This window comes from Zobellia sp. B3R18 (assembly GCF_018860715.1).
Taxonomy (GTDB): Bacteria; Bacteroidota; Bacteroidia; order Flavobacteriales; family Flavobacteriaceae; genus Zobellia; species Zobellia russellii.
The window spans coordinates 1452932-1471507 of record NZ_JAHKQG010000011.1; the positions used below are offsets into that span (position 1 = coordinate 1452932).

Genomic DNA, 18576 nt, shown 5'->3' on the forward strand with positions numbered 1-18576 from the left:
CGAGTCGGGCTAAGACATTGTTTATTAAAAATTAGATGCTTTTACTAAAAATCTTATCTCAATCAATCGGTGTAATAGTTAAAATCTATTTTTGAATAATATTTTAATATTATTTTTTTATACTGTATTTGTCTCTTTTTGGTACCTTTATTTGGAAAATAATTGATACTCAGTGAAATGGGTTGTTTAAAAATATTTAGAAATGAAGAAAAAATTGACAACATCGGCTGGAGCTCCGGTAGCAAACAACCAGCGCTCAAAAACAGCGGGAGAAAGAGGCCCCGTTGTAGTACAGGACTACAAGCTATTGGAAAAGTTGGCGCACCAAAATCGTGAAAGAATACCGGAACGAGTGGTTCATGCCAAAGGATGGGGTGCTATGGGTACTTTTACGGTAACCCATGATATTTCTAAGTATACATGTGCAAAAATATTCTCTAAAGTAGGTAACCAGATTCCTGTACTTTCACGTTTTTCAACAGTTGCTGGAGAATTGGGCGCTGCTGATACCGAAAGAGATGTACGTGGTTTTTCTTTAAAATTCTATACAGAAGAAGGTAACTGGGATTTGGTAGGTAACAATACTCCGGTTTTCTTCCTAAGGGACGGTTATAAATTCCCAGATTTTATACATACACAAAAAAGACACCCTAGGACTAACTTACGCTCCCCTGAAGCAATGTGGGACTATTGGTCGCTATCTCCTGAAAGCCTTCATCAGGTAACTATTTTAATGTCCGATCGTGGTATTCCAATTACACCAATGCACATGAACGGGTACGGATCGCATACCTTCAGTTTTTGGAACAATGATGGTGAACGTTTTTGGGTAAAATTCCATTTTAAAACACAGCAAGGCCATAAGCACTATACCAATGAAGAAACTGCTGAGGTTATAGGTCAAACCAGAGAAAAATATCAAGAAGAGCTTTTTGGTGCAATTGAAGCTGGAAACTTCCCAAAATGGACGTTAAAGGTGCAGATTATGCCAGAGGCAGATGCAGAAAAAACACCGTATAACCCGTTTGATCTTACAAAAGTGTGGCCACATGGCGATTATCCGTTAATAGAAGTTGGAGAGCTTGAGCTAAACAAAAACCCGGATAATTATTGGCAGTATATTGAGAATGCCGCTTACTCCCCATCTAACGTAGTGCCAGGTATTGGGTTCTCACCGGACAAGGTGCTACAGGCCCGTATCTTTTCGTATGCCGATGCACATAGGTACCGTTTGGGAACACATTATGAAGCACTTCCCGCCAATGCACCTATTAATGAAGTAAATCACTATCATAAAGATGGCGCTATGCGATTTTTTAGCAACGACTTTGGAAATCCGGATGCGTATTATGAACCTAATACAAAAGGAGGAGCAGAAGAAGTGCCAAGTGCAGAGGAACCGCCAATGAGAATTAACGGAGACGTTAGGCGTTATGAGGAGAACGATACGTTTGGGGATTACAAGCAACCTGGAGATTTGTTCCGTATGTTCAATGATGGTCAAAGACAACGTCTCTTTAATAATATCGCCACTGCCATGGACGGAGTTTCGGAAGAAATAGTGCAAAGGCAGTTGAAACATTTTTATGCAGCTGACCCAGCCTATGGAGCAGGTGTTGAAAAGGCACTAAACGATAGAAAAGGAGGGATTGATCCAAACTCCAATGTAAAACCGGAAGAGGTTGGAGCTTAATTTTTAAAATCCATTTCGTAGAAAGTAAAATTGGAGTAATTATTTATAGGGCCGCGGCACATACCGTGGCTCTTTTTTTTAAATTTATAAATTGAAAGGTATAGGGTGTGTTTATTCATTAATCATTCTCAAGACCTACATGATACTAGCAGATTATGAGTGACAAATTTTTTAATGAAATACGTTTGGGCAATACACAAGAGGTGGTCTCAATGCTAAAGGAAAATCCAGAATTGGTAAATACTACAGATCAAAGGGGTTCTACTCCGTTAATTTTGGCTACATATTATGATCAGATAGAGACGGCCGAGGTGCTTTTGAACAATGGGGCTAAAATAGATGCGGTAGATGCTTCAGGGAACACAGCGCTAATGGGCGTATGTTTTAAAGGTTTTGCGGGCATTGCCAAAATGTTGATTGAAAAAGGAGCTAACGTTAATGAACGTAATTCAATGGGGGCAACTTGTCTGATATATGCGGCAACTTTTAATAGATTGGAAATAGCAAAACTGTTATTGGAACATGGAGCGGACACAACGGCAAAAGACGCCAGGGGCAATACGGCGTTTGACCATGCCAAGATGCAAGGCGTTCCGGAACTTATAAGTTTATTGGGTACTAACGATTAATTCAGAAATTTAAATGAAGCAACTGGAGCAGATTAAAAGAATTAAGGCCCTAGCGGAAACGGGTCTTGTTTATGCAGAGGACGAATATAACAGAGAGCGTTATGAAGAGCTTAAGCAAATCGCGCTGCAGTTGATTGCTTCATTGGCGAATAAGCCATTACCCGTTTTAGAGGAGTTTTATATGCCCGTTACGGATTATCCAACGCCAAAAGTTGATGTTCGTGGGCTTGTACTGAACGATAAGAATCAGGTTTTAATGGCTAGAGAAAGCATTGATGGTAAATGGACTATACCTGGTGGTTGGGCCGAAGTGGGATATCCGCCATCTGCCTGTGTTACTAAAGAAATAGAGGAGGAAACCGGTTTGAGCACCAGTGTTATAAGATTGTTGGCGGTATATGACAAGCAATTGCACCCGCACCCGCCACAACCCTTTTATGTGTATAAGCTTTGCTTTCTATGCCAGCTTACAGGTGGTGAGCTTAATCATGGTTTTGATATGGAAGGGGCCGCTTTTTTTGATATGGACAATTTACCAGAGCTTTCAATAGATCGGATTTTGGAATCGCAGCTAAAGCAATTGCATAGCATGGCAGTTGAAAATAAAATTGATGTACATTTTGATTGATTTTTTCTATGGATGAACTATTGAACGTAGCCTTGGTACAGACCTCGTTGAAGTGGGAGGACCCTGAAGCCAATAGAGTGGCGCTAGATGTAAAACTAAGAGCTCTTCCTTCTGATGTTGATTTAATAATCTTTCCGGAAATGTTCACTACCGGATTTACTATGGAGCCACAGAATATCAAAACAGAAGAGGGACAGAAGACATTGGTCTGGATAAAAAAAAAGGCCCAAGAAAACAAAGCAGCTGTTATGGGCAGTATTGTTTTTTCAGAAAATAAAATTTATAAAAATAGGTTGTTCTTTGTTGAGCCGGACGGAAAAACTTCGGTTTATGACAAGCGCCATACATTTACTCTTGCGGGCGAGGATAAAGTATATAAGGCAGGCAGCGAAAGGCTCATCGTAAATTATAAAGGGTTCAAAATCTGCCCTATGATTTGTTATGATCTGCGTTTCCCTGTCTGGTCACGAAATACCGTAGATTATGATGTGTTGGTCTATGTAGCCAACTGGCCGGAACCGAGAATTACCGCCTGGGATACTTTGTTAAAAGCACGTGCTATTGAAAATATGAGCTATTGTATAGGTGTCAACAGAATTGGTTCGGATGATGTAGGTCATGCATACCCGGGACATTCCGTAGTGTTTGATAGTTTGGGCAAAGATTTGGTTTTTTCTGAAAACGAGGAAATAGTAACGGCGTCATTATCAAAAAAACATATTGAGAACGTGCGCGCCAAGCTTAGGTTTCTGAACGATAGGGACCGTTTTAGTTTGGAATAATAAAAGTTTGTTCCATTTCCCAATTAGCCCTTACTTCAATAACATCAGGGTAGTAGCTAATTTTTTCGGGCTGCTGTTTTTTTAGGAAATTACCCGTATCCCATTTGCTATTGCCATTGGCATCAAAAATAACCCGGACAAGATATTTGGAAGGTTCAAGATTGTTGAATTCGAACACTTTGGGTTCAGTGGCTATAATTTCCCTTTTTAAAGCACCTTTTTCATCGGTTAACTGAACAATTAAAGGATAGTCACCTCCAGTAATGTTAAATCTCAAATTTCCATAATCCGCATAGCTACTCGTAGATAGGTAGTAAGAGATTGTGTCATTTGCCTGTCCAAAGAAATCCGTAATGGCACCGGGTAAAAGGTCTAATTGATAGCTTTGGTTAGGTTCTACGGCAAAATCAATATTAACTTTGTTGTCTATCGTATCCAACTTTGTGGTAAAATTGACAGCCAAGGAGTCTTGGTCCGTCATAAAAAACAGGGTAGAATCAACAGCGCTTATCGGTGTATTGGCCGAAATAAAATAAGGGTCGCTAAAATTAAGCGAACCGTTTTGATTGGGGTTCAGTCTCAACGAATCCGTATCAACTTTTCTGCCCTTTACGGTAAAGGTATCTATGATTTTTAATCTTTCGTTCGTGGCGGTAAAGACTATAGAGTCCATTTCGTAGGGAGTAAACCAAAAATTGAGGGAGTCTTTGTCTTTTTCTTTAAGTATTTTGGTCTTGACGGTATCGGGTATAGATGTTATTGGTTCTATTTCCACATCACTGGCATCGCCATAATAACCAAAAATAATCCTGTTTTTAGCCACCAGACTTGGTACGGCCATACTGTAATTGGGTATTTCCTTAAAAAGGGTCAGTACGTAAGTAGAATCTGTGGGTAAATTTATAGTGTCTTGAAGAAAGGCAATTTTATCTACATTCTGATCGAACATGTTGTTCTTGGCTTCATCTTTTAAGGCAAAAAGTTTGTATTGCCCTTCTTTAAGGTTTTTAAGCTTAAATATAACTGCACTGTCCAAGGTGTTGGTAATGTAGTTTGGAGGTCTTTTAAAGATGGTAGAATCTGTATAGGCCGTATCAATTTCATATAGCATTACGCTAATAAAATCATCCGCTTTTTTCTTAAAAGCATCTTTAACCGCGCCGGTAAGGTCAAGGGAATCAATATAGTCTCCGGTAGAAAAAACATAGGTTAAAAAACTACTGGGGTTGCCCTCGTTGTTATCTTGTACGCTTTGCCCAAAATTAAGGGTGTACGTTGTGTTTTCGCGTAACGTATCCTTAAATTTTACTTCAAGGTATTTACTTGCTCCGCCCTGTGGGGTTATGTCCGGTTGATACTTTAACGGAGGAGAAACTATGAGTTGTTCCTGAATATCTTTTAGTTTTATAAACTCATCAAAATACAATCGGATACGGCTGGCCTTAAAGTTGGTGGTCATACTATCCGGTTCAGTCTTGGTCAAAGTAGGGGGGGTAAGGTCTTTAGGGCCGCCACTTGGGCTTCCCCTGCGTGCACATTGCCATAGAACGGCAACAATCATGAATAGAAATAAAAAGGTGAAAAACCGGCGGACCATATTAACTGAACTATGGCACAAAGAAACAACTAATTTTCTTTAATTCCACACTTAAGGTACAACCGCCATACTGGTAATAAATATTGTGGTATTTGGCGCTTGGGCTAATGTTCTAGCACATATTTCCATGGTGGCACCGGTAGTGATAACATCATCTACCAAAAGAATACGCTTGTCTTTTAGTGAGTTAACGTCTGAGAGAGTGTACAGGTCTTTTTTATTTTGCCATCTGCCTATTCTTCCCTTTTTGGTCTGTGTTTTTGTATTTGCTGTTTTTATCAAAATGTGGTCAAAATAGTCTGCGTTTAGGTGAAACGCCAAACGCTGTGCAAAAGAAGCTACTTGGTTGTAACCGCGTTGTCTTAATTTTTTCTTGTGCAGGGGAACGGGAATTACCAGGTCTATTGCGTTGGTAAGTTCATTGTTTTCCTTTAAAAGTTGCCCGTACCAGTCCCCTAAAAATGTACCCACTTCTTCCTGATTTCTATATTTTAAGTGGTGTATAAGCTCGCGAACGATACCTTTTTCGTAGAAATAAAGCATGGAACTTGCTTTTTTTATGTTAATTCTGCCATAAAATATACGGTCAACGGGGTTTTCGTCGTTAAAAGTATAATCGGTAAGCGGCAAATCGTTTCGGCAAATGGTACAGATGAGTTTCTCTCCTCTGTTTAAATGAACATTACATCCAAAACACACCCGTGGTGCTAAGACCGAATTGATATCATTTAGTATATTTGTTAACATTTTAAACACCAAACCTTAGCCTTAGCGCAACCTACCTTAAAGCCCCACACGCCCCAATGGACGTTCAAGATACTAAATTTAACTACAAGATAATACTTACTGCCCTAGTTGCAGTTATCATAGGTATCTTAATAGCATTTTACTATAGCTATGCACAATCTAGAAGTCAGATTGTTTTCTTGGAACAAGAAAAAGAGCTGCTGGTAAAAGACCTTACTATAATGAAAACCGATGTTGATAGACTTTCGGCACTTAATGAGGTAAATGAAATTGAGCTAGAAAGTTCAAAATATAGGGTGCAACAATTGTTGGATTCCGTTGGTCGTTTAAATTTTACCGTAGAAAAACTTAGGGAATATAAAACCGAGTTACGTAGGTTGGAAGCTAAAAACGATAGTTTAAAGCTTAAGAACAATTTCTTGAGGTACAACAATATGCTTCTTTCGGATAAATATGAGGAAACCAAGAAGCAAATAGAGGTTTTACGAGGAAAAAGTAGTTCCCTTGCCGAAGCTGAGGCTCTTCAAAGAAAAAAGATTAGCGAGTTGAACAAGGAACTCAAAGCTAAAAAATACTTGGCCCTACAGAATACGGAAGGCAGTGGTTTTCGTTTACGCTCGGGCAAACCAATAAAAACCAATAAAGCATCACTTATTGAAAAATTGCGCGGTTGTGTTACCGTAGTTGCGGACGGCCACGAACTAAATGCCGAAAAGGTAATCTACTTCCAATTTTTAGATCCGAATATGCGGGTTATAGAAGATAATGCAAACACTATAGCCGTAAACGGGAATATTTATAGCAAGCGAGTGGCGTTTGTGTTTAGTGGGGAAGAAACCAATGTTTGTGACTTCATTACGTTGCCCCAAGGATCTTTAGAGGAAGGTATTTACAGGTTGAATATTTTTGAAAACCAAAAACTTCTGTCTTCAAGTGAATTTGAATTAAAATAAATTTTTACTCATTGCCCTAATATTCTATTTTTGCCGCATGGCAAAACAAGAAGATGATTTTAAGAGGGTAATTTCCCATGCAAAGGAATACGGTTACGTATTTCAATCTAGCGAAATATATGATGGATTAAGTGCCGTTTATGACTACGCGCAGAACGGTTCCGAACTTAAGAAAAATATACGGGACTACTGGTGGAAAGCAATGGTGCAGCTTAATGACAACATTGTAGGCATTGATGCCGCGATTTTTATGCACCCTACTACTTGGAAAGCCTCCGGTCATGTAGATGCCTTTAGTGATCCGTTAATAGATAACAAGGATTCCAAAAAGAGATACCGTGCAGATGTTCTTGTTGAAGACCATGTTGCAAAAATTGAAGGTAAGATAGAAAAAGAAGTGGCTAAAGCCGCTAAGCGCTTTGGTGATAAGTTTGATAAGGAACAGTTTTTGGCTACCAATCCACGAGTGGTGGACTACCAAGAACAAGTAACTTCAATTTTAAAAAGACTAGGTAGGTCTTTGGAGAATGAAGATTTGGCAGACGTTAAAAAACTTATTGAGGAGTTGGATATTTCTTGCCCTATGTCAGGTTCTAAAAATTGGACAGACGTAAAACAGTTTAACCTCATGTTCGGAACTAAGTTAGGTGCTACTGCAGAAACTGCTATGGACCTTTACTTACGTCCGGAAACGGCACAAGGTATTTTCGTGAACTTCTTGAACGTTCAGAAAACCGGAAGAATGAAAATTCCTTTTGGGATAGCCCAAACAGGAAAAGCGTTCCGTAATGAAATTGTGGCGCGCCAATTTATTTTCCGTATGCGGGAGTTTGAGCAAATGGAAATGCAATTTTTCATTAAGCCGGGTACACAGCAGGAATGGTATGAAAAATGGAAGGAGAACCGTTTAAAATGGCACCTTTCCCTAGGTCTTGGTGAAGAAAATTATCGTTTTCATGACCATGAGAAATTGGCGCACTACGCAGATGCTGCCGCAGATATAGAATTCCGTTTTCCTTTTGGCTTCAAGGAATTGGAAGGAATACACTCAAGAACGGATTTTGATTTGTCTAGCCACGAGAAATTCTCCGGAAAAAAACTACAATATTTTGATCCGGAAACCAGAGAAAGCTACGTGCCTTACGTATTGGAAACTTCAATAGGTTTGGATCGTATGTTTTTGGCCGTATTCTCTAATTCGCTAAGGGAAGAGCAGTTGGAAAACGGTTCGGTTAGAACGGTCTTAAAATTACCGGCTGTTTTGGCTCCTACCAAAGCGGCTATATTTCCATTGGTGAAAAAAGATGGTCTACCAGAAATAGCCCATAAAATCGTTGATGACCTTAAATGGGATTTCAATGTAATATATGATGAAAAAGATGCTGTTGGGCGTCGTTACAGAAGGCAGGATGCCAATGGTACTCCATTCTGTATAACGGTTGATCACCAAACGGTAGAGGATAATACCGTTACCATTCGTCATCGTGACTCAATGGAGCAGGAACGTGTTGACATATCTAGTTTAAGGTCAATTATTCACAAAGCGGTAGATATGAAAAGCTGGTTAATGAAAATGCAAGAGGCTTAAATTTTCATTCCTAGTTTTAAGCCTCCATACCAATTACGTCCGTTTCCTGGATAATAATAGCGCGGTTCACTGCCGCCAAACCCAGTAGCGTTAATAAGAACGGATTGGGCATATTTGGTGTCAAAAATGTTGTTGACCCCAAAATCAAACCCAACAGAGAAGCGGGCGGATAATTGTTTTCTATAACCAATTTTTGAGTTGAGTACATTAAATTCGTCACTGTAGAGGGTGTTGGCATCTGTCAATGATATTTGATCTACATATTGGTGGGTTGTGTTCCAATAAAAACCGTTTTTCATTTGTAACTGCAGGCCAGAATTTAATCTGTTTTTAGGGACACCTGTTAACGGGTTTCCTGAAAAATCGTTGTCTTCATCAATAAATTCTGCAAAGCTAAAATCGCTCAAAGTATAATTTATAAAAGGTCTGAGTTGCAGTTGTGGCGATAGTTTAATGGCGTAGCTTAACTCTAGATCTATTCCTTGATGTTTGGTGCTTCCTGCATTTTTTCCAACATATTGATCCTCGCCAATGCGTTGGTCTACTAGAAGGTTTTTGATGTCCATGCGGTAGATAGCCACGTCTACCCGAAAGTTTTTATTGAAAAAATTAAACAGTCCGCCTATTTCATAATTCATGCCTGTTTCTTGTGCAATATCAGGATTAATTACGCCTTCCGGGGTAAGAGATCGTTCTAAGCTTGGATTGGAAAAACCTCGACTAATATTGGCGTATACGGAATGGTCCGTATTCAAGTGGTAGCTTACGTCAAGACTGGGTAACACAATGGCGTTAAAATTGCGTTTTGCACTTTTGTTATCTGAGCCGGTATTGAACTGGTCTCTAAAGTCATAATGCGTTTTGTTAATGTTAAGGCCTATTTGGGCCGTTAGTTTATTGGTAAAGGGTAGGGTCAAAGATCCAAAACCATTAAATTTTCTACGGAATTCTTTGTTTCTGCTAATGCGCATTCCCTTCAGGCTGCCATTACCGTTATTCTCTTGGTATAAATTTTCAAATGTGCCCCAATTGTATTCGTCTTTGTACAGTTCGGCCCCAAAAGTATATTCGGCTTTCCCTTGGAGAAAATTAAAATCGCCAAGAAATCTACTTCTAAAACCATACCCATTGGTAATTTCATCTAGAATGTTGAAGGGTCTTGGCTCATAATGATCAAGATAAGTATAGAAGATACTGGTAGTGTTTTTTAATCGTGAGCTAAATTTATGTTGGTAAGAGAGTCCGGCAAGGGTGTAGTTGTTGTCTTCAAAGCCTTGAGAAGATTTCCATGTAAAAGCTGCTTGTTTCGGGTTTTCGTCAAAAGCAGATCTACTTAAAGAGCTTGGTATTTGTGCAGAATAATCAATATGGTTCAATAAAAAAGAAAGGGTGTTTTTAGAGTTGATTTTATACGAAGTATTAATCAAAATTCCATCGCGCTCAAACTTGTTGTTTTCACGATATCCATCCGTTTCCATATGCCCATACCGTAGCATCAGGGAGAGTTTTTTGTCTGAATGCGAGAATCTAAGATTGTTCTTCAAGAGCCCGTACGAACCTGCTGTAAAACTATTTTCAAGACTAGAGGTTTCTTTCAGATTTTTGTCGGACCGTAGAATGATAGCTCCGCCAAGACCTGTACCATAGGCTGTGCCTTTTGGTCCTTTAATAACTTCTACGCCGTCCAGATTTTCTAGGTCATAGGTCTCAATGGTAGAAGCGCCCGTGCCATTTGTTACAGGAATATCATTATAATAAAGTTGAAGCTTGTCCGTCCCGAACTGGGCACGGGCCCCGATACCTCTAATCGTAATTTTATTTGTGTTCAAAGCTCCCGAAAGCACAAATACCCCAGGAATCTGGTTAATGGCAGAAACCATATCTACAGGGCTATAGTTCTGAAAACTTTTTGAGCCTATAATGGTAGAAGGAACAATGCCTGTAGTTTGTTTTTTTAGGATGGTGTCCGTTAGAATTACTTCTTCTAACACGGTAATACTATCTTTTTGAATTGGGCTTTGCGCATTTGCAAGTTGTGCAAAAAGTAAAAGGGTAAGGGCTGAAAAAATAGGCTTCATTTGGGGCTTTTGTTAGAAGTGCGTAAAAATAGGAAACTTCACGGGCTTCTTGGTCCACAATGCTTATTTTCGTAAAAAAGTAACAGACGTGAAAATAGTATCGTATAACGTAAATGGCATACGTGCCGCATTGAATAAAGGTTTTATAGAGTGGTTGCAAACGGTTGGTCCGGATGTGGTCTGTCTTCAGGAGATAAAAGCGATGGAGGAGCAACTAGACCTCTCACTTTTTGAAGAGGCCGGTTATAAGTACAATTATTGGTTTAGTGCTCAGAAAAAAGGGTATAGCGGAACCGCTATTTTGTCTAAAAAACAACCGGATGCCATCCAAAAGGGAACAGGTATAGATTACATGGATTTTGAAGGGAGGAATATCAGGGCGGATTTTGGAGATATTTCTATAATGAGCATGTACTTGCCATCGGGCACGAATTTAGCTCGGTTGGACCATAAATTAATGTATATGGCAGATTTTCAGAAATATGCCGATGAACTTAGGAAAACACATCCTAACCTCATTGTCTTGGGCGATTATAACATTTGCCATGAGGCCATAGATATTCATGACCCTGTTCGTAACAAAAATGTATCAGGATTTTTACCGGTTGAGCGGGAGTGGATAGGTAATTTTATGGAAAGTGGATTTATAGACAGTTTTAGGCATTTTAATAAAGAACCGGACAACTATACCTGGTGGAGTTATCGGGCTAATGCCAGAAATAATAATAAAGGATGGCGTTTGGATTATGCCATGGTGGCAGAACCTTTAAGAGATCGGTTAAAGAGGTCTGTTATTCTTTCTGAAGCAAAACATAGTGACCATTGTCCTATTTTGGTTGAGGTAGACAAGCCTTAGTGTGGTAAATGAGATTGATTGACACGTAATAAATGAGCTTTTGGGCGATTTTTAGATAACATTCGATAAGGGGTTTTTCCTAACCCTTCAAATTGCTTAAATTTGGGGCTTTTGAAAATAGTACCCCAAAATACCCCAAAGAATACATGAAAAATACTACCCTACCTTACACTGATATTGAAGTCAGTAAAATTTGCCTTGGTACAATGACCTGGGGCAAGCAGAATACAGAAGCGGAAGGCCATGAACAGATGGATTATGCTCTAGAAAACGGTGTTAACTTTTTTGATACAGCTGAGTTGTATCCCGTTCCTGCACACCCGGACCGCCATTCTGCAACGGAAAAAATAATTGGAACATGGTTCAAGAAAAATAGTAACCGTGATAAAGTTGTACTAGCTACAAAAATAGCCGGGAAAGCAGATTTTACAAAGTTTATCCGTACCACTGGTTTTTCGCCTGAAGCAATCCGTAGTGCCGTTGAAGGCAGTTTAGGTCGTCTACAAACAGACTATATAGACCTCTATCAGTTACATTGGCCAGAGAGAAATACCAATTACTTCGGGAAGAGAGGATATAAACATGATATATCTGACCATTGGAAAGATAATATCCACCAAGTATTAGAAACCTTGCGCGATCTAATTCGTGAAGGAAAGATTAGACACGTAGGCATATCCAATGAGACACCTTGGGGAACCATGCGTTTTCTAACAGAAAGTAAAGTACATGCTAGTTTGCCCCGTGCAATCACTATTCAGAATCCGTATAGTCTCCTGAACCGCCAATTTGAGGTTGGTCTTTCTGAAATTTCGTTACGTGAGAAAATAGGGCTGTTGGCTTATTCTCCAATGGGTTTTGGAACGTTGTCTGGAAAATATTTAGGTGGTATGAAGCCTGCAACGGGCAGAATTACTTTGTTCCCTAACTATAACAGATATAGTAGTGACCCGGCAATTAAGGCTACGGAGCAGTATCATGACCTAGCTCAAAAGCACGGACTTTCTATGGCGCAAATGGCATTGGCTTTTGTTAACACAAGACCATTTGTAACAAGTACCATTATTGGAGCAACTTCAATGAAACAATTACAGGAAAATATTGAGAGTATAGACCTGAAGCTAAGTGATGAGGTGCTTGAGGGGATTGGAGCAATACACAATTCAATTCCTAATCCGGCACCATAAATGGGTTGTATGTTTTTTCTAAAGGTAGGTCTTGGACAGCTGATCGTAATTGTGGCAGTAATCCTCATAATTTTGGTTACTGCCCGTATCCTTCGTGATAAGCGATAGGGCGCTGCTTTTTGTTTTAAATATATTCATTATCCAAAAAGCGCACTGACCATATCTTCTATTTTTGAAACTAGGTGTACTTCTATTTTTGTGTTTTTTAAAGTAATTTTATTGTTCTTGGAAACATAGATAGAGGTAAAACCAAGTTTCTCCGCTTCGGAAATACGCTGGTCTACACGCTGTACAGGCCTAATTTCCCCGGCAAGTCCTACTTCTGCGGCAAAACAAACCCCTTTTTCAATAGGTATGTCCTCATTGCTGGATAAGATGGCGGCAATAACAGCTAGGTCAATAGCTGGGTCGTCTACGGAAATTCCTCCGGTAATGTTCAGGAAAACATCTTTCGCCCCAAGCTTAAAACCTGCCCTTTTTTCTAAAACAGCTAAAAGCATATTAAGACGTTTGGCATTGTAGCCGGTGGTAGAGCGTTGCGGGGTTCCGTACACTGCGGTACTAACGAGGGCCTGTATTTCTATCATTAGAGGCCGCATACCTTCTACAGTAGATGCAATGGCCGTTCCGCTTAGTCCTTCATCATTTTTGGAAATCAATATTTCCGATGGGTTGTTCACTTGTCTGAGTCCACCACCTAGCATTTCATAAATACCCAATTCCGCTGTTGAGCCAAAACGGTTTTTCAAGGCTCTAAGGATACGGTAAACGTAATTTCTATCGCCTTCAAACTGCAAAACGGTGTCTACCATGTGCTCCAGAATCTTTGGGCCGGCAATAGAACCATCTTTGGTAATATGGCCGATTAGGATAACGGGAGTATTGGTTTCTTTGGCAAATTTAATGAGTTCGGCGGTGCATTCACGTACTTGGGATATGCTTCCCGCAGCCGATTCAATATAATCGGAATGTAGGGTTTGAATGGAATCGATAACGACTATGTCCGGTTCTGTAGTCTCTATCTGCTTAAAAATATTTTGAGTCTTGGTTTCTGTAAGGATAAAACACGTTTCGCTATTGGGGTGAATTCTATCCGCCCGCATTTTAATTTGTTTTTGGCTTTCCTCCCCCGAAACGTAGAGTGTTTTATAGGGAAGTTTCAGTGCAATTTGTAAAAGCAAAGTACTTTTACCTACGCCCGGTTCGCCTCCTAATAAAACTAATGCGCCAGGTACCAGACCGCCTCCCAATACACGGTTGAATTCCAGGTCAAAAGTGTTTAGCCGAAGCTCCTTATCCGTACTAATTTCATTGACCCGTAATGGTTTTGCTATTTTTGAAACAGTTACGCTACTTGTCTTCCAACTTGACTTTTCTTCTTTCTGAATGACTTCTTCAACTACGGTGTTCCATTCTTTGCAGGCAGAACATTGTCCTACCCATTTTGCGTATTGGGTACCACAATTCTGACAGAAAAAAGCTGTTTTTGTTTTGGCCATCCTTAAATTTTAAGTTGACCTTAAAGGTAAAACTTTGTTTGGTATTTTATGAATTGTAGCTTAAGGATTAATATCCAAAATCAGCTTTCAAAGCATCAATTTTTTCTAAAGCCATCTCTTTGGTAAGAAAATCTATTTCATCCATAGCAAAAGCTTTTTCAAAAGTTTTAAAAGCTTTTTTGGGTTCGCCCAATTGCTCATAGTATTCACCTTCAAAATAAAAGCCCATCATCGTATCCGGAAACTCTTTTTTACAAAGTTCGGCAAGGGGTTTTAAAGATTCTGTGTCTTCCTTTTTACGGCATGCGGCGTATATAGCCATGATGTCATTAAGGTCTACGGTTTTTTTGAATCCGAACAAATCCTCTATGCTTTGGTATTTGGTTTCTAAATATTGAAAAGCAGGTTCTTCGGATGTCAATATCTGTGTTTTGTACTCTTTAGGGCTAATGGGTTTAAACATGCCAAAAATGTTGTCAAAGGCCTTTCCTAGCCCGTAAGTAGCTATTGAAATATGGTCGGCACCGTCATATTGTAAAAAATTGTAATGAAGAGATTCTTTATCAATTGCCTTAATAGCTTTGTCCATCTGTAGAACCCGTGGTGTATTCTTGTTTTTTTCGGACTCCATTATTAACTGATAGAAAATCTGCTTATCAAACGCGGCCAGACGTGTAGGTACCCTTGTTTCCATTTCTGGGGCCAAATCCGGAGATATATTTATGTATGCGTTAAAAAGTGAATTTTCTTTAAAGAGCCAATAGTTGGTAAAGTTGGCCGTAATATCATAACCTACAATCATTTTAAACGGGGCGGTGCTGTAATTGAGGTCTAGGTAGGGTATGATTTCCATCCCTAAAAACTCAAAGAATTTTTTTGCTTTTTCGGAGGGAAGACCTGAATCTGGCTCAAAAGCGCAATCGTCAAAACGGATGCTCTTTTTACTCTGCTCTATACCCACTACAATGCTAGCGGGCATACCATGAAACTTATGATAAAATTTGGCGTTGGCCACTACTTGGTCAAACAGGTATTCGCCGTCAAGAACAACGATTAAGGGGTACTTTTTTTCTTCATCATAGTCTTCTGGAAAATAGTATTTTACATCGCGCCGCTCTTGCAGTTTAAACGATTCAAAAATTTCCTGTGTGACTTGTGCGTTCAGACTAACGCATAGCAGGCATGCAAAAAAAGTGAGTTTGCGTAACATGGTTCAGTTTTTGGGTACAACAAAACCTTATCGGTTTCTGTTGAATAACGGTAATACCAGAAAAGATATTGCCCCAAAAACAACGATCATGAGAGTTTGTGCAATCCACATAATCCACCCAAAGGCATCACCGGAAACTGCGCTAATGCCAAAAATGGCCAAAGCACTGCTTACTGCAATAGGATAGAGGCCTATGCCGCCATTGGTAGCAGTCATTGCAAAAGACCCTGCTACAAAGGCAACCATAAGTTCACTAAGAGATAGGTAAATGGTTTCCGGCACGGTAAATTTTATGACCCAAAGCATAGCAATATAACAACCCCAAATAAAGAGGGTGTGTATCACAAAAGCCCATTTTCTTTTCATTTTAAAGATGCTAAAAACGCCCTCCATGAGCCCTTTTACGAATCCTTTGATTTTCACGGCCAGTGTATGCGTAGATTTTTTAATGAAGAAAAAGAAAAATATGAGTCCAATGACACCTGCACCCATTAAAAGCAATAAGCTTTTTAAGTTAAAACCCCTGTCCTGCAAAAAGCCCAAGATACTATCGGTCTGTAAAATTAATGTAAGACCAATAAGGAAAAGAAGCATGATTACATCAATAACCCGCTCCGTTACAATAGTGCCAAATCCTTTTTCAAAAGGAACGTCTTCATAGGTTGTTAAGGCGGTAGCCCTAAGAATTTCACCTGTTCTGGGAATACCCAGATTGGCAAAATAGGCCATTAAAATAATAAACACATTATTTATAATCTTAGGCTTGTATCCTAACGGTTCTAACAAATAGTTCCAGCGTACAGCCCGTGAAATATGGCCAAGAATGCCAAGTATAATGGATATGCTTACCCAAAAAAGGTCGGCTTCTTTTACGTAAAATAAAATTTGTGTCCTGTCTTCCGGTGAGGTCTTGTAGTAAGAGTACCAAACTAAAAAAACTCCCAAGGCTATTGGGAGTACAGTTTTTAGTATCTTTTTAAGTTTTTCGTTCAAGTTTACTTCAACAAATTTGTGCCCTCATCAGGAAAAACCAATGCGGGGTTAAACTTCTTAGCTTCTTCAATATCCATTCTGCCGTAGGTAATAAGGATTAAAATATCACCTACTGCAACTTTTCTTGCCGCGGCACCGTTTAGTGTAATTTCTCCACTATTTCTTGGTCCTGGAATGGCATAGGTTTCTAACCTTTCGCCGTTATTATTGTTTACAATTTGTACTTTTTCGCCTCTAATGATATTGGCTGCATCCATTAAATCTTCATCAATAGTAATGCTGCCAATATAATTTAAATCGGCGCCAGTGACTTTTACACGGTGAATCTTGGATTTTACAACTTCTATTTGCATCTGACAAAGGTAATTAATTATAAGGCAATATTATCTATTAGTCTAACGCCCTCGGCATAAACGGCAATAAACGCCCTATATTTTAGGTTTTCTTTTTTTGTTGTGATCGGGCCTAAAGTTTCCGTATCTGTTATTTCAAAATATTCTAACTCTAAATCTAACTGTTCGTTAAATTGTCCTTTAACCCAATCCTTTACATAATCTGCACTTTTCGTGCCAAATTTTTCTTTGGCAGTTAATAACGTTCTGTAGATGAATGCAGCTTTTTGTCGTAATTGGGGCGATAACCTTTCATTCCTGGAGCTCATGGCAAGACCGTGGGCTTCCCTAACAATTGGGCAACCTATAACCTCAACCGGAATTTCTTTTTGTTTTACAAGTTTTCTTATGATTTGTAGCTGTTGAAAGTCTTTTTCGCCAAAGTAAGCCTTGTCCGGTTTTACAAGTAAAAGTAGCGCTTCAACAATAGTACCTACTCCATTAAAATGATCATCTCTAAATGCACCTTCCATTACGGTGTCCAAACCTTCAAAATTATATTTTTTGGCTTCTATTTGGTTGTCGTAGACTTCACTTGCAGAAGGTGAAAAGACTAAAATATCTTCCGAAATTTTCGATAAGAGGTCTAAATCGGCGTCAAAAGTATGGGGATATTTGGCCAAATCTTCTTTATTGTCAAACTGAGTGGGATTGACAAATATGCTTACCACAACGATGTTATTTTCGTTAACCGCTTTTTGAACTAGAGAGGCATGCCCCGTATGGAGTGCGCCCATAGTGGGTACGAGTCCTAAAGTGTTTGTTTTAGGCCGGTTTAAAATGTGGTCTAAGAGTTCTTTTTTAGTTTTGAATACCAGCATAGGTTTGGTTTAAAAGCGAGCAAACTTACTATAATTACGGCTAATCTGTAGAATTTTTGTAATTTTGCAGCCACGTTGCACCAAATACACACAAAAAACATTGCATATATGAATGGTAAAAAGATATTGTTCGTATCCTCGGAGTTAGTGCCCTATCTTCCGCAGAACGAAGTTTCCCTAATGTCTTATGAAACTCCTAGGATGGTTAACAGCAATGGTGGCCAAATTCGGATTTTTATGCCCAGGTATGGCAATATCAACGAGCGTAGACATCAGCTTCATGAAGTTATACGTTTGTCCGGTATGAATTTAGTTATTAACGACATGGATATGCCGCTAATCATTAAGGTGGCTTCTATACCTCGTGAGCGAATTCAGGTGTATTTCATAGACAATGACGAGTACTTTAAGCGTAAGGCTACGTTTGCGGATGCTGATGGGAATTTATTTCCGGACAATGACCAGAGAGCCATATTTTTTGCTAAAGGTGTTGTTGAGACCGTTAAGAAATTGAACTGGTCTCCAGATATTATACATGTTCATGGTTGGATGGCGTCTTTATTGCCATTGTACCTGAAGAAATACTATGCGGACGAACCCTTGTTCGATACCAGTAAAATTGTAACCTCTGTTTACGGTAAGTCTTTTGATGGCGAACTGGATTCTGAAATGATAAAGAAGGTGGCTTTTGATGGTATTTCAGAAGATAGTATTGAAGCACTTAAAACTCCTACCTATAATAATTTGTTAAAGATAGCCGTAGATCATTCTGATGCGGTTATTTTAGCAGCGGAAGAAATTCCGGAAGATTTACAAAGTCACATATCCAACCTTGAAAAACCTGTGTTGCCGTATGTTTCCTTACAAGAATTTGAGGAAGCGTATGCCAATTTTTATAACACTGAAGTTTTAAAATAGCCCGA

The 18576-nt window shown here is 39.2% G+C and carries 17 protein-coding genes; 9 read left to right on the forward strand and 8 right to left on the reverse strand.

Features of this window, described 5'->3' with window-relative positions; translation table 11 throughout:
* Nucleotides 1-202 precede the first annotated feature (202 nt).
* The 4 genes from KO513_RS12610 to KO513_RS12625 all read left to right on the forward strand — a co-directional run bounded on the left by KO513_RS12610 (nt 203) and on the right by KO513_RS12625 (nt 3732).
* Nucleotides 203-1693, forward strand: coding sequence for a catalase (locus tag KO513_RS12610; protein ID WP_215913657.1), 1491 nt, complete (start codon nt 203-205; stop codon nt 1691-1693).
* 155 nt (nt 1694-1848) lie between these two features.
* Nucleotides 1849-2322, forward strand: a complete 474-nt coding sequence (locus KO513_RS12615; protein ID WP_215913658.1) for an ankyrin repeat domain-containing protein — start codon at nt 1849-1851, stop codon at nt 2320-2322.
* Between the two features lie 13 nt (nt 2323-2335).
* Nucleotides 2336-2950 carry an NUDIX hydrolase gene (locus tag KO513_RS12620; RefSeq protein ID WP_215913659.1) on the forward strand — a complete coding sequence of 205 codons (615 nt, stop codon included), beginning with the start codon at nt 2336-2338 and terminating at the stop codon, nt 2948-2950.
* Nucleotides 2951-2958: 8 nt separating this feature from the next.
* A complete protein-coding gene (locus tag KO513_RS12625; RefSeq protein WP_215437356.1) occupies nt 2959-3732 on the forward strand; it encodes an amidohydrolase in 774 nt (257 codons plus the stop codon).
* Here KO513_RS12625 and KO513_RS12630 read toward each other — a convergent pair.
* Both KO513_RS12630 and KO513_RS12635 read right to left on the reverse strand, forming a co-directional pair.
* On the reverse strand, nt 3719-5293 hold the full coding sequence (locus KO513_RS12630) for an Ig-like domain-containing protein (RefSeq protein WP_252735785.1): 1575 nt from the start codon (nt 5291-5293) through the stop codon (nt 3719-3721). The two genes, KO513_RS12625 and KO513_RS12630, sit on opposite strands and share 14 nt — an antisense overlap.
* A gap of 87 nt (nt 5294-5380) precedes the next feature.
* On the reverse strand, nt 5381-6076 hold the full coding sequence (locus tag KO513_RS12635; protein WP_215913661.1) for a ComF family protein: 696 nt from the start codon (nt 6074-6076) through the stop codon (nt 5381-5383).
* Nucleotides 6077-6132: 56 nt separating this feature from the next.
* Here KO513_RS12635 and KO513_RS12640 point away from each other — a divergent pair, with 56 nt between their 5' ends.
* The gene (locus tag KO513_RS12640; RefSeq protein ID WP_215913662.1) at nt 6133-7029 is read left to right on the forward strand and encodes a hypothetical protein; all 897 of its coding nucleotides are present in this window, start codon (nt 6133-6135) and stop codon (nt 7027-7029) included.
* A 37-nt stretch (nt 7030-7066) separates the two neighbouring features.
* Nucleotides 7067-8617, forward strand: a complete 1551-nt coding sequence (locus KO513_RS12645; protein WP_215437362.1) for a glycine--tRNA ligase — start codon at nt 7067-7069, stop codon at nt 8615-8617.
* Here the strand turns inward: KO513_RS12645 and KO513_RS12650 are convergent.
* Nucleotides 8614-10695 carry a TonB-dependent receptor family protein gene (locus KO513_RS12650; RefSeq protein ID WP_215913663.1) on the reverse strand — a complete coding sequence of 694 codons (2082 nt, stop codon included), beginning with the start codon at nt 10693-10695 and terminating at the stop codon, nt 8614-8616. The genes KO513_RS12645 and KO513_RS12650 overlap by 4 nt on opposite strands.
* 88 nt (nt 10696-10783) lie before the next feature.
* On the opposite strand from KO513_RS12650, the gene KO513_RS12655 reads away from it, so the two are divergent.
* Together KO513_RS12655 and KO513_RS12660 are read left to right on the forward strand one after the other, a co-directional pair.
* On the forward strand, nt 10784-11551 hold the full coding sequence (locus KO513_RS12655) for an exodeoxyribonuclease III (protein WP_215913664.1): 768 nt from the start codon (nt 10784-10786) through the stop codon (nt 11549-11551).
* Between the two features lie 146 nt (nt 11552-11697).
* On the forward strand, nt 11698-12738 hold the full coding sequence (locus KO513_RS12660) for an NADP(H)-dependent aldo-keto reductase (RefSeq protein ID WP_215913665.1): 1041 nt from the start codon (nt 11698-11700) through the stop codon (nt 12736-12738).
* A 137-nt stretch (nt 12739-12875) separates the two neighbouring features.
* On the opposite strand, the gene radA is transcribed toward KO513_RS12660, so the two are convergent.
* The 5 genes from radA to panC form a co-directional block, all read right to left on the reverse strand.
* Nucleotides 12876-14237 (reverse strand): DNA repair protein RadA, encoded by a 1362-nt coding sequence (gene radA, locus KO513_RS12665; protein ID WP_215913666.1) that lies wholly within the window; start codon nt 14235-14237, stop codon nt 12876-12878.
* Between the two features lie 67 nt (nt 14238-14304).
* Complete coding sequence (locus tag KO513_RS12670; protein WP_215437373.1) at nt 14305-15447, reverse strand: alpha/beta hydrolase; 1143 nt, start codon at nt 15445-15447, stop codon at nt 14305-14307.
* A 27-nt stretch (nt 15448-15474) separates the two neighbouring features.
* Entirely contained in the window at nt 15475-16440 is a 966-nt protein-coding gene (locus KO513_RS12675; RefSeq protein ID WP_215913667.1) for a lysylphosphatidylglycerol synthase transmembrane domain-containing protein, read from the reverse strand.
* A 2-nt stretch (nt 16441-16442) separates the two neighbouring features.
* Nucleotides 16443-16793 (reverse strand): aspartate 1-decarboxylase, encoded by a 351-nt coding sequence (panD, locus tag KO513_RS12680; protein ID WP_215437378.1) that lies wholly within the window; start codon nt 16791-16793, stop codon nt 16443-16445.
* 17 nt (nt 16794-16810) lie between these two features.
* Nucleotides 16811-17653: a pantoate--beta-alanine ligase gene (gene panC / locus KO513_RS12685; RefSeq protein WP_215913668.1), complete on the reverse strand. Its 843-nt coding sequence runs from the start codon at nt 17651-17653 to the stop codon at nt 16811-16813.
* 108 nt (nt 17654-17761) lie between these two features.
* Between panC and KO513_RS12690 the strand changes: the two genes are divergently transcribed.
* Nucleotides 17762-18571 (forward strand): glycogen/starch synthase, encoded by an 810-nt coding sequence (locus KO513_RS12690; protein ID WP_215913669.1) that lies wholly within the window; start codon nt 17762-17764, stop codon nt 18569-18571.
* The last annotated feature ends 5 nt before the right edge of the window (nt 18572-18576 follow it).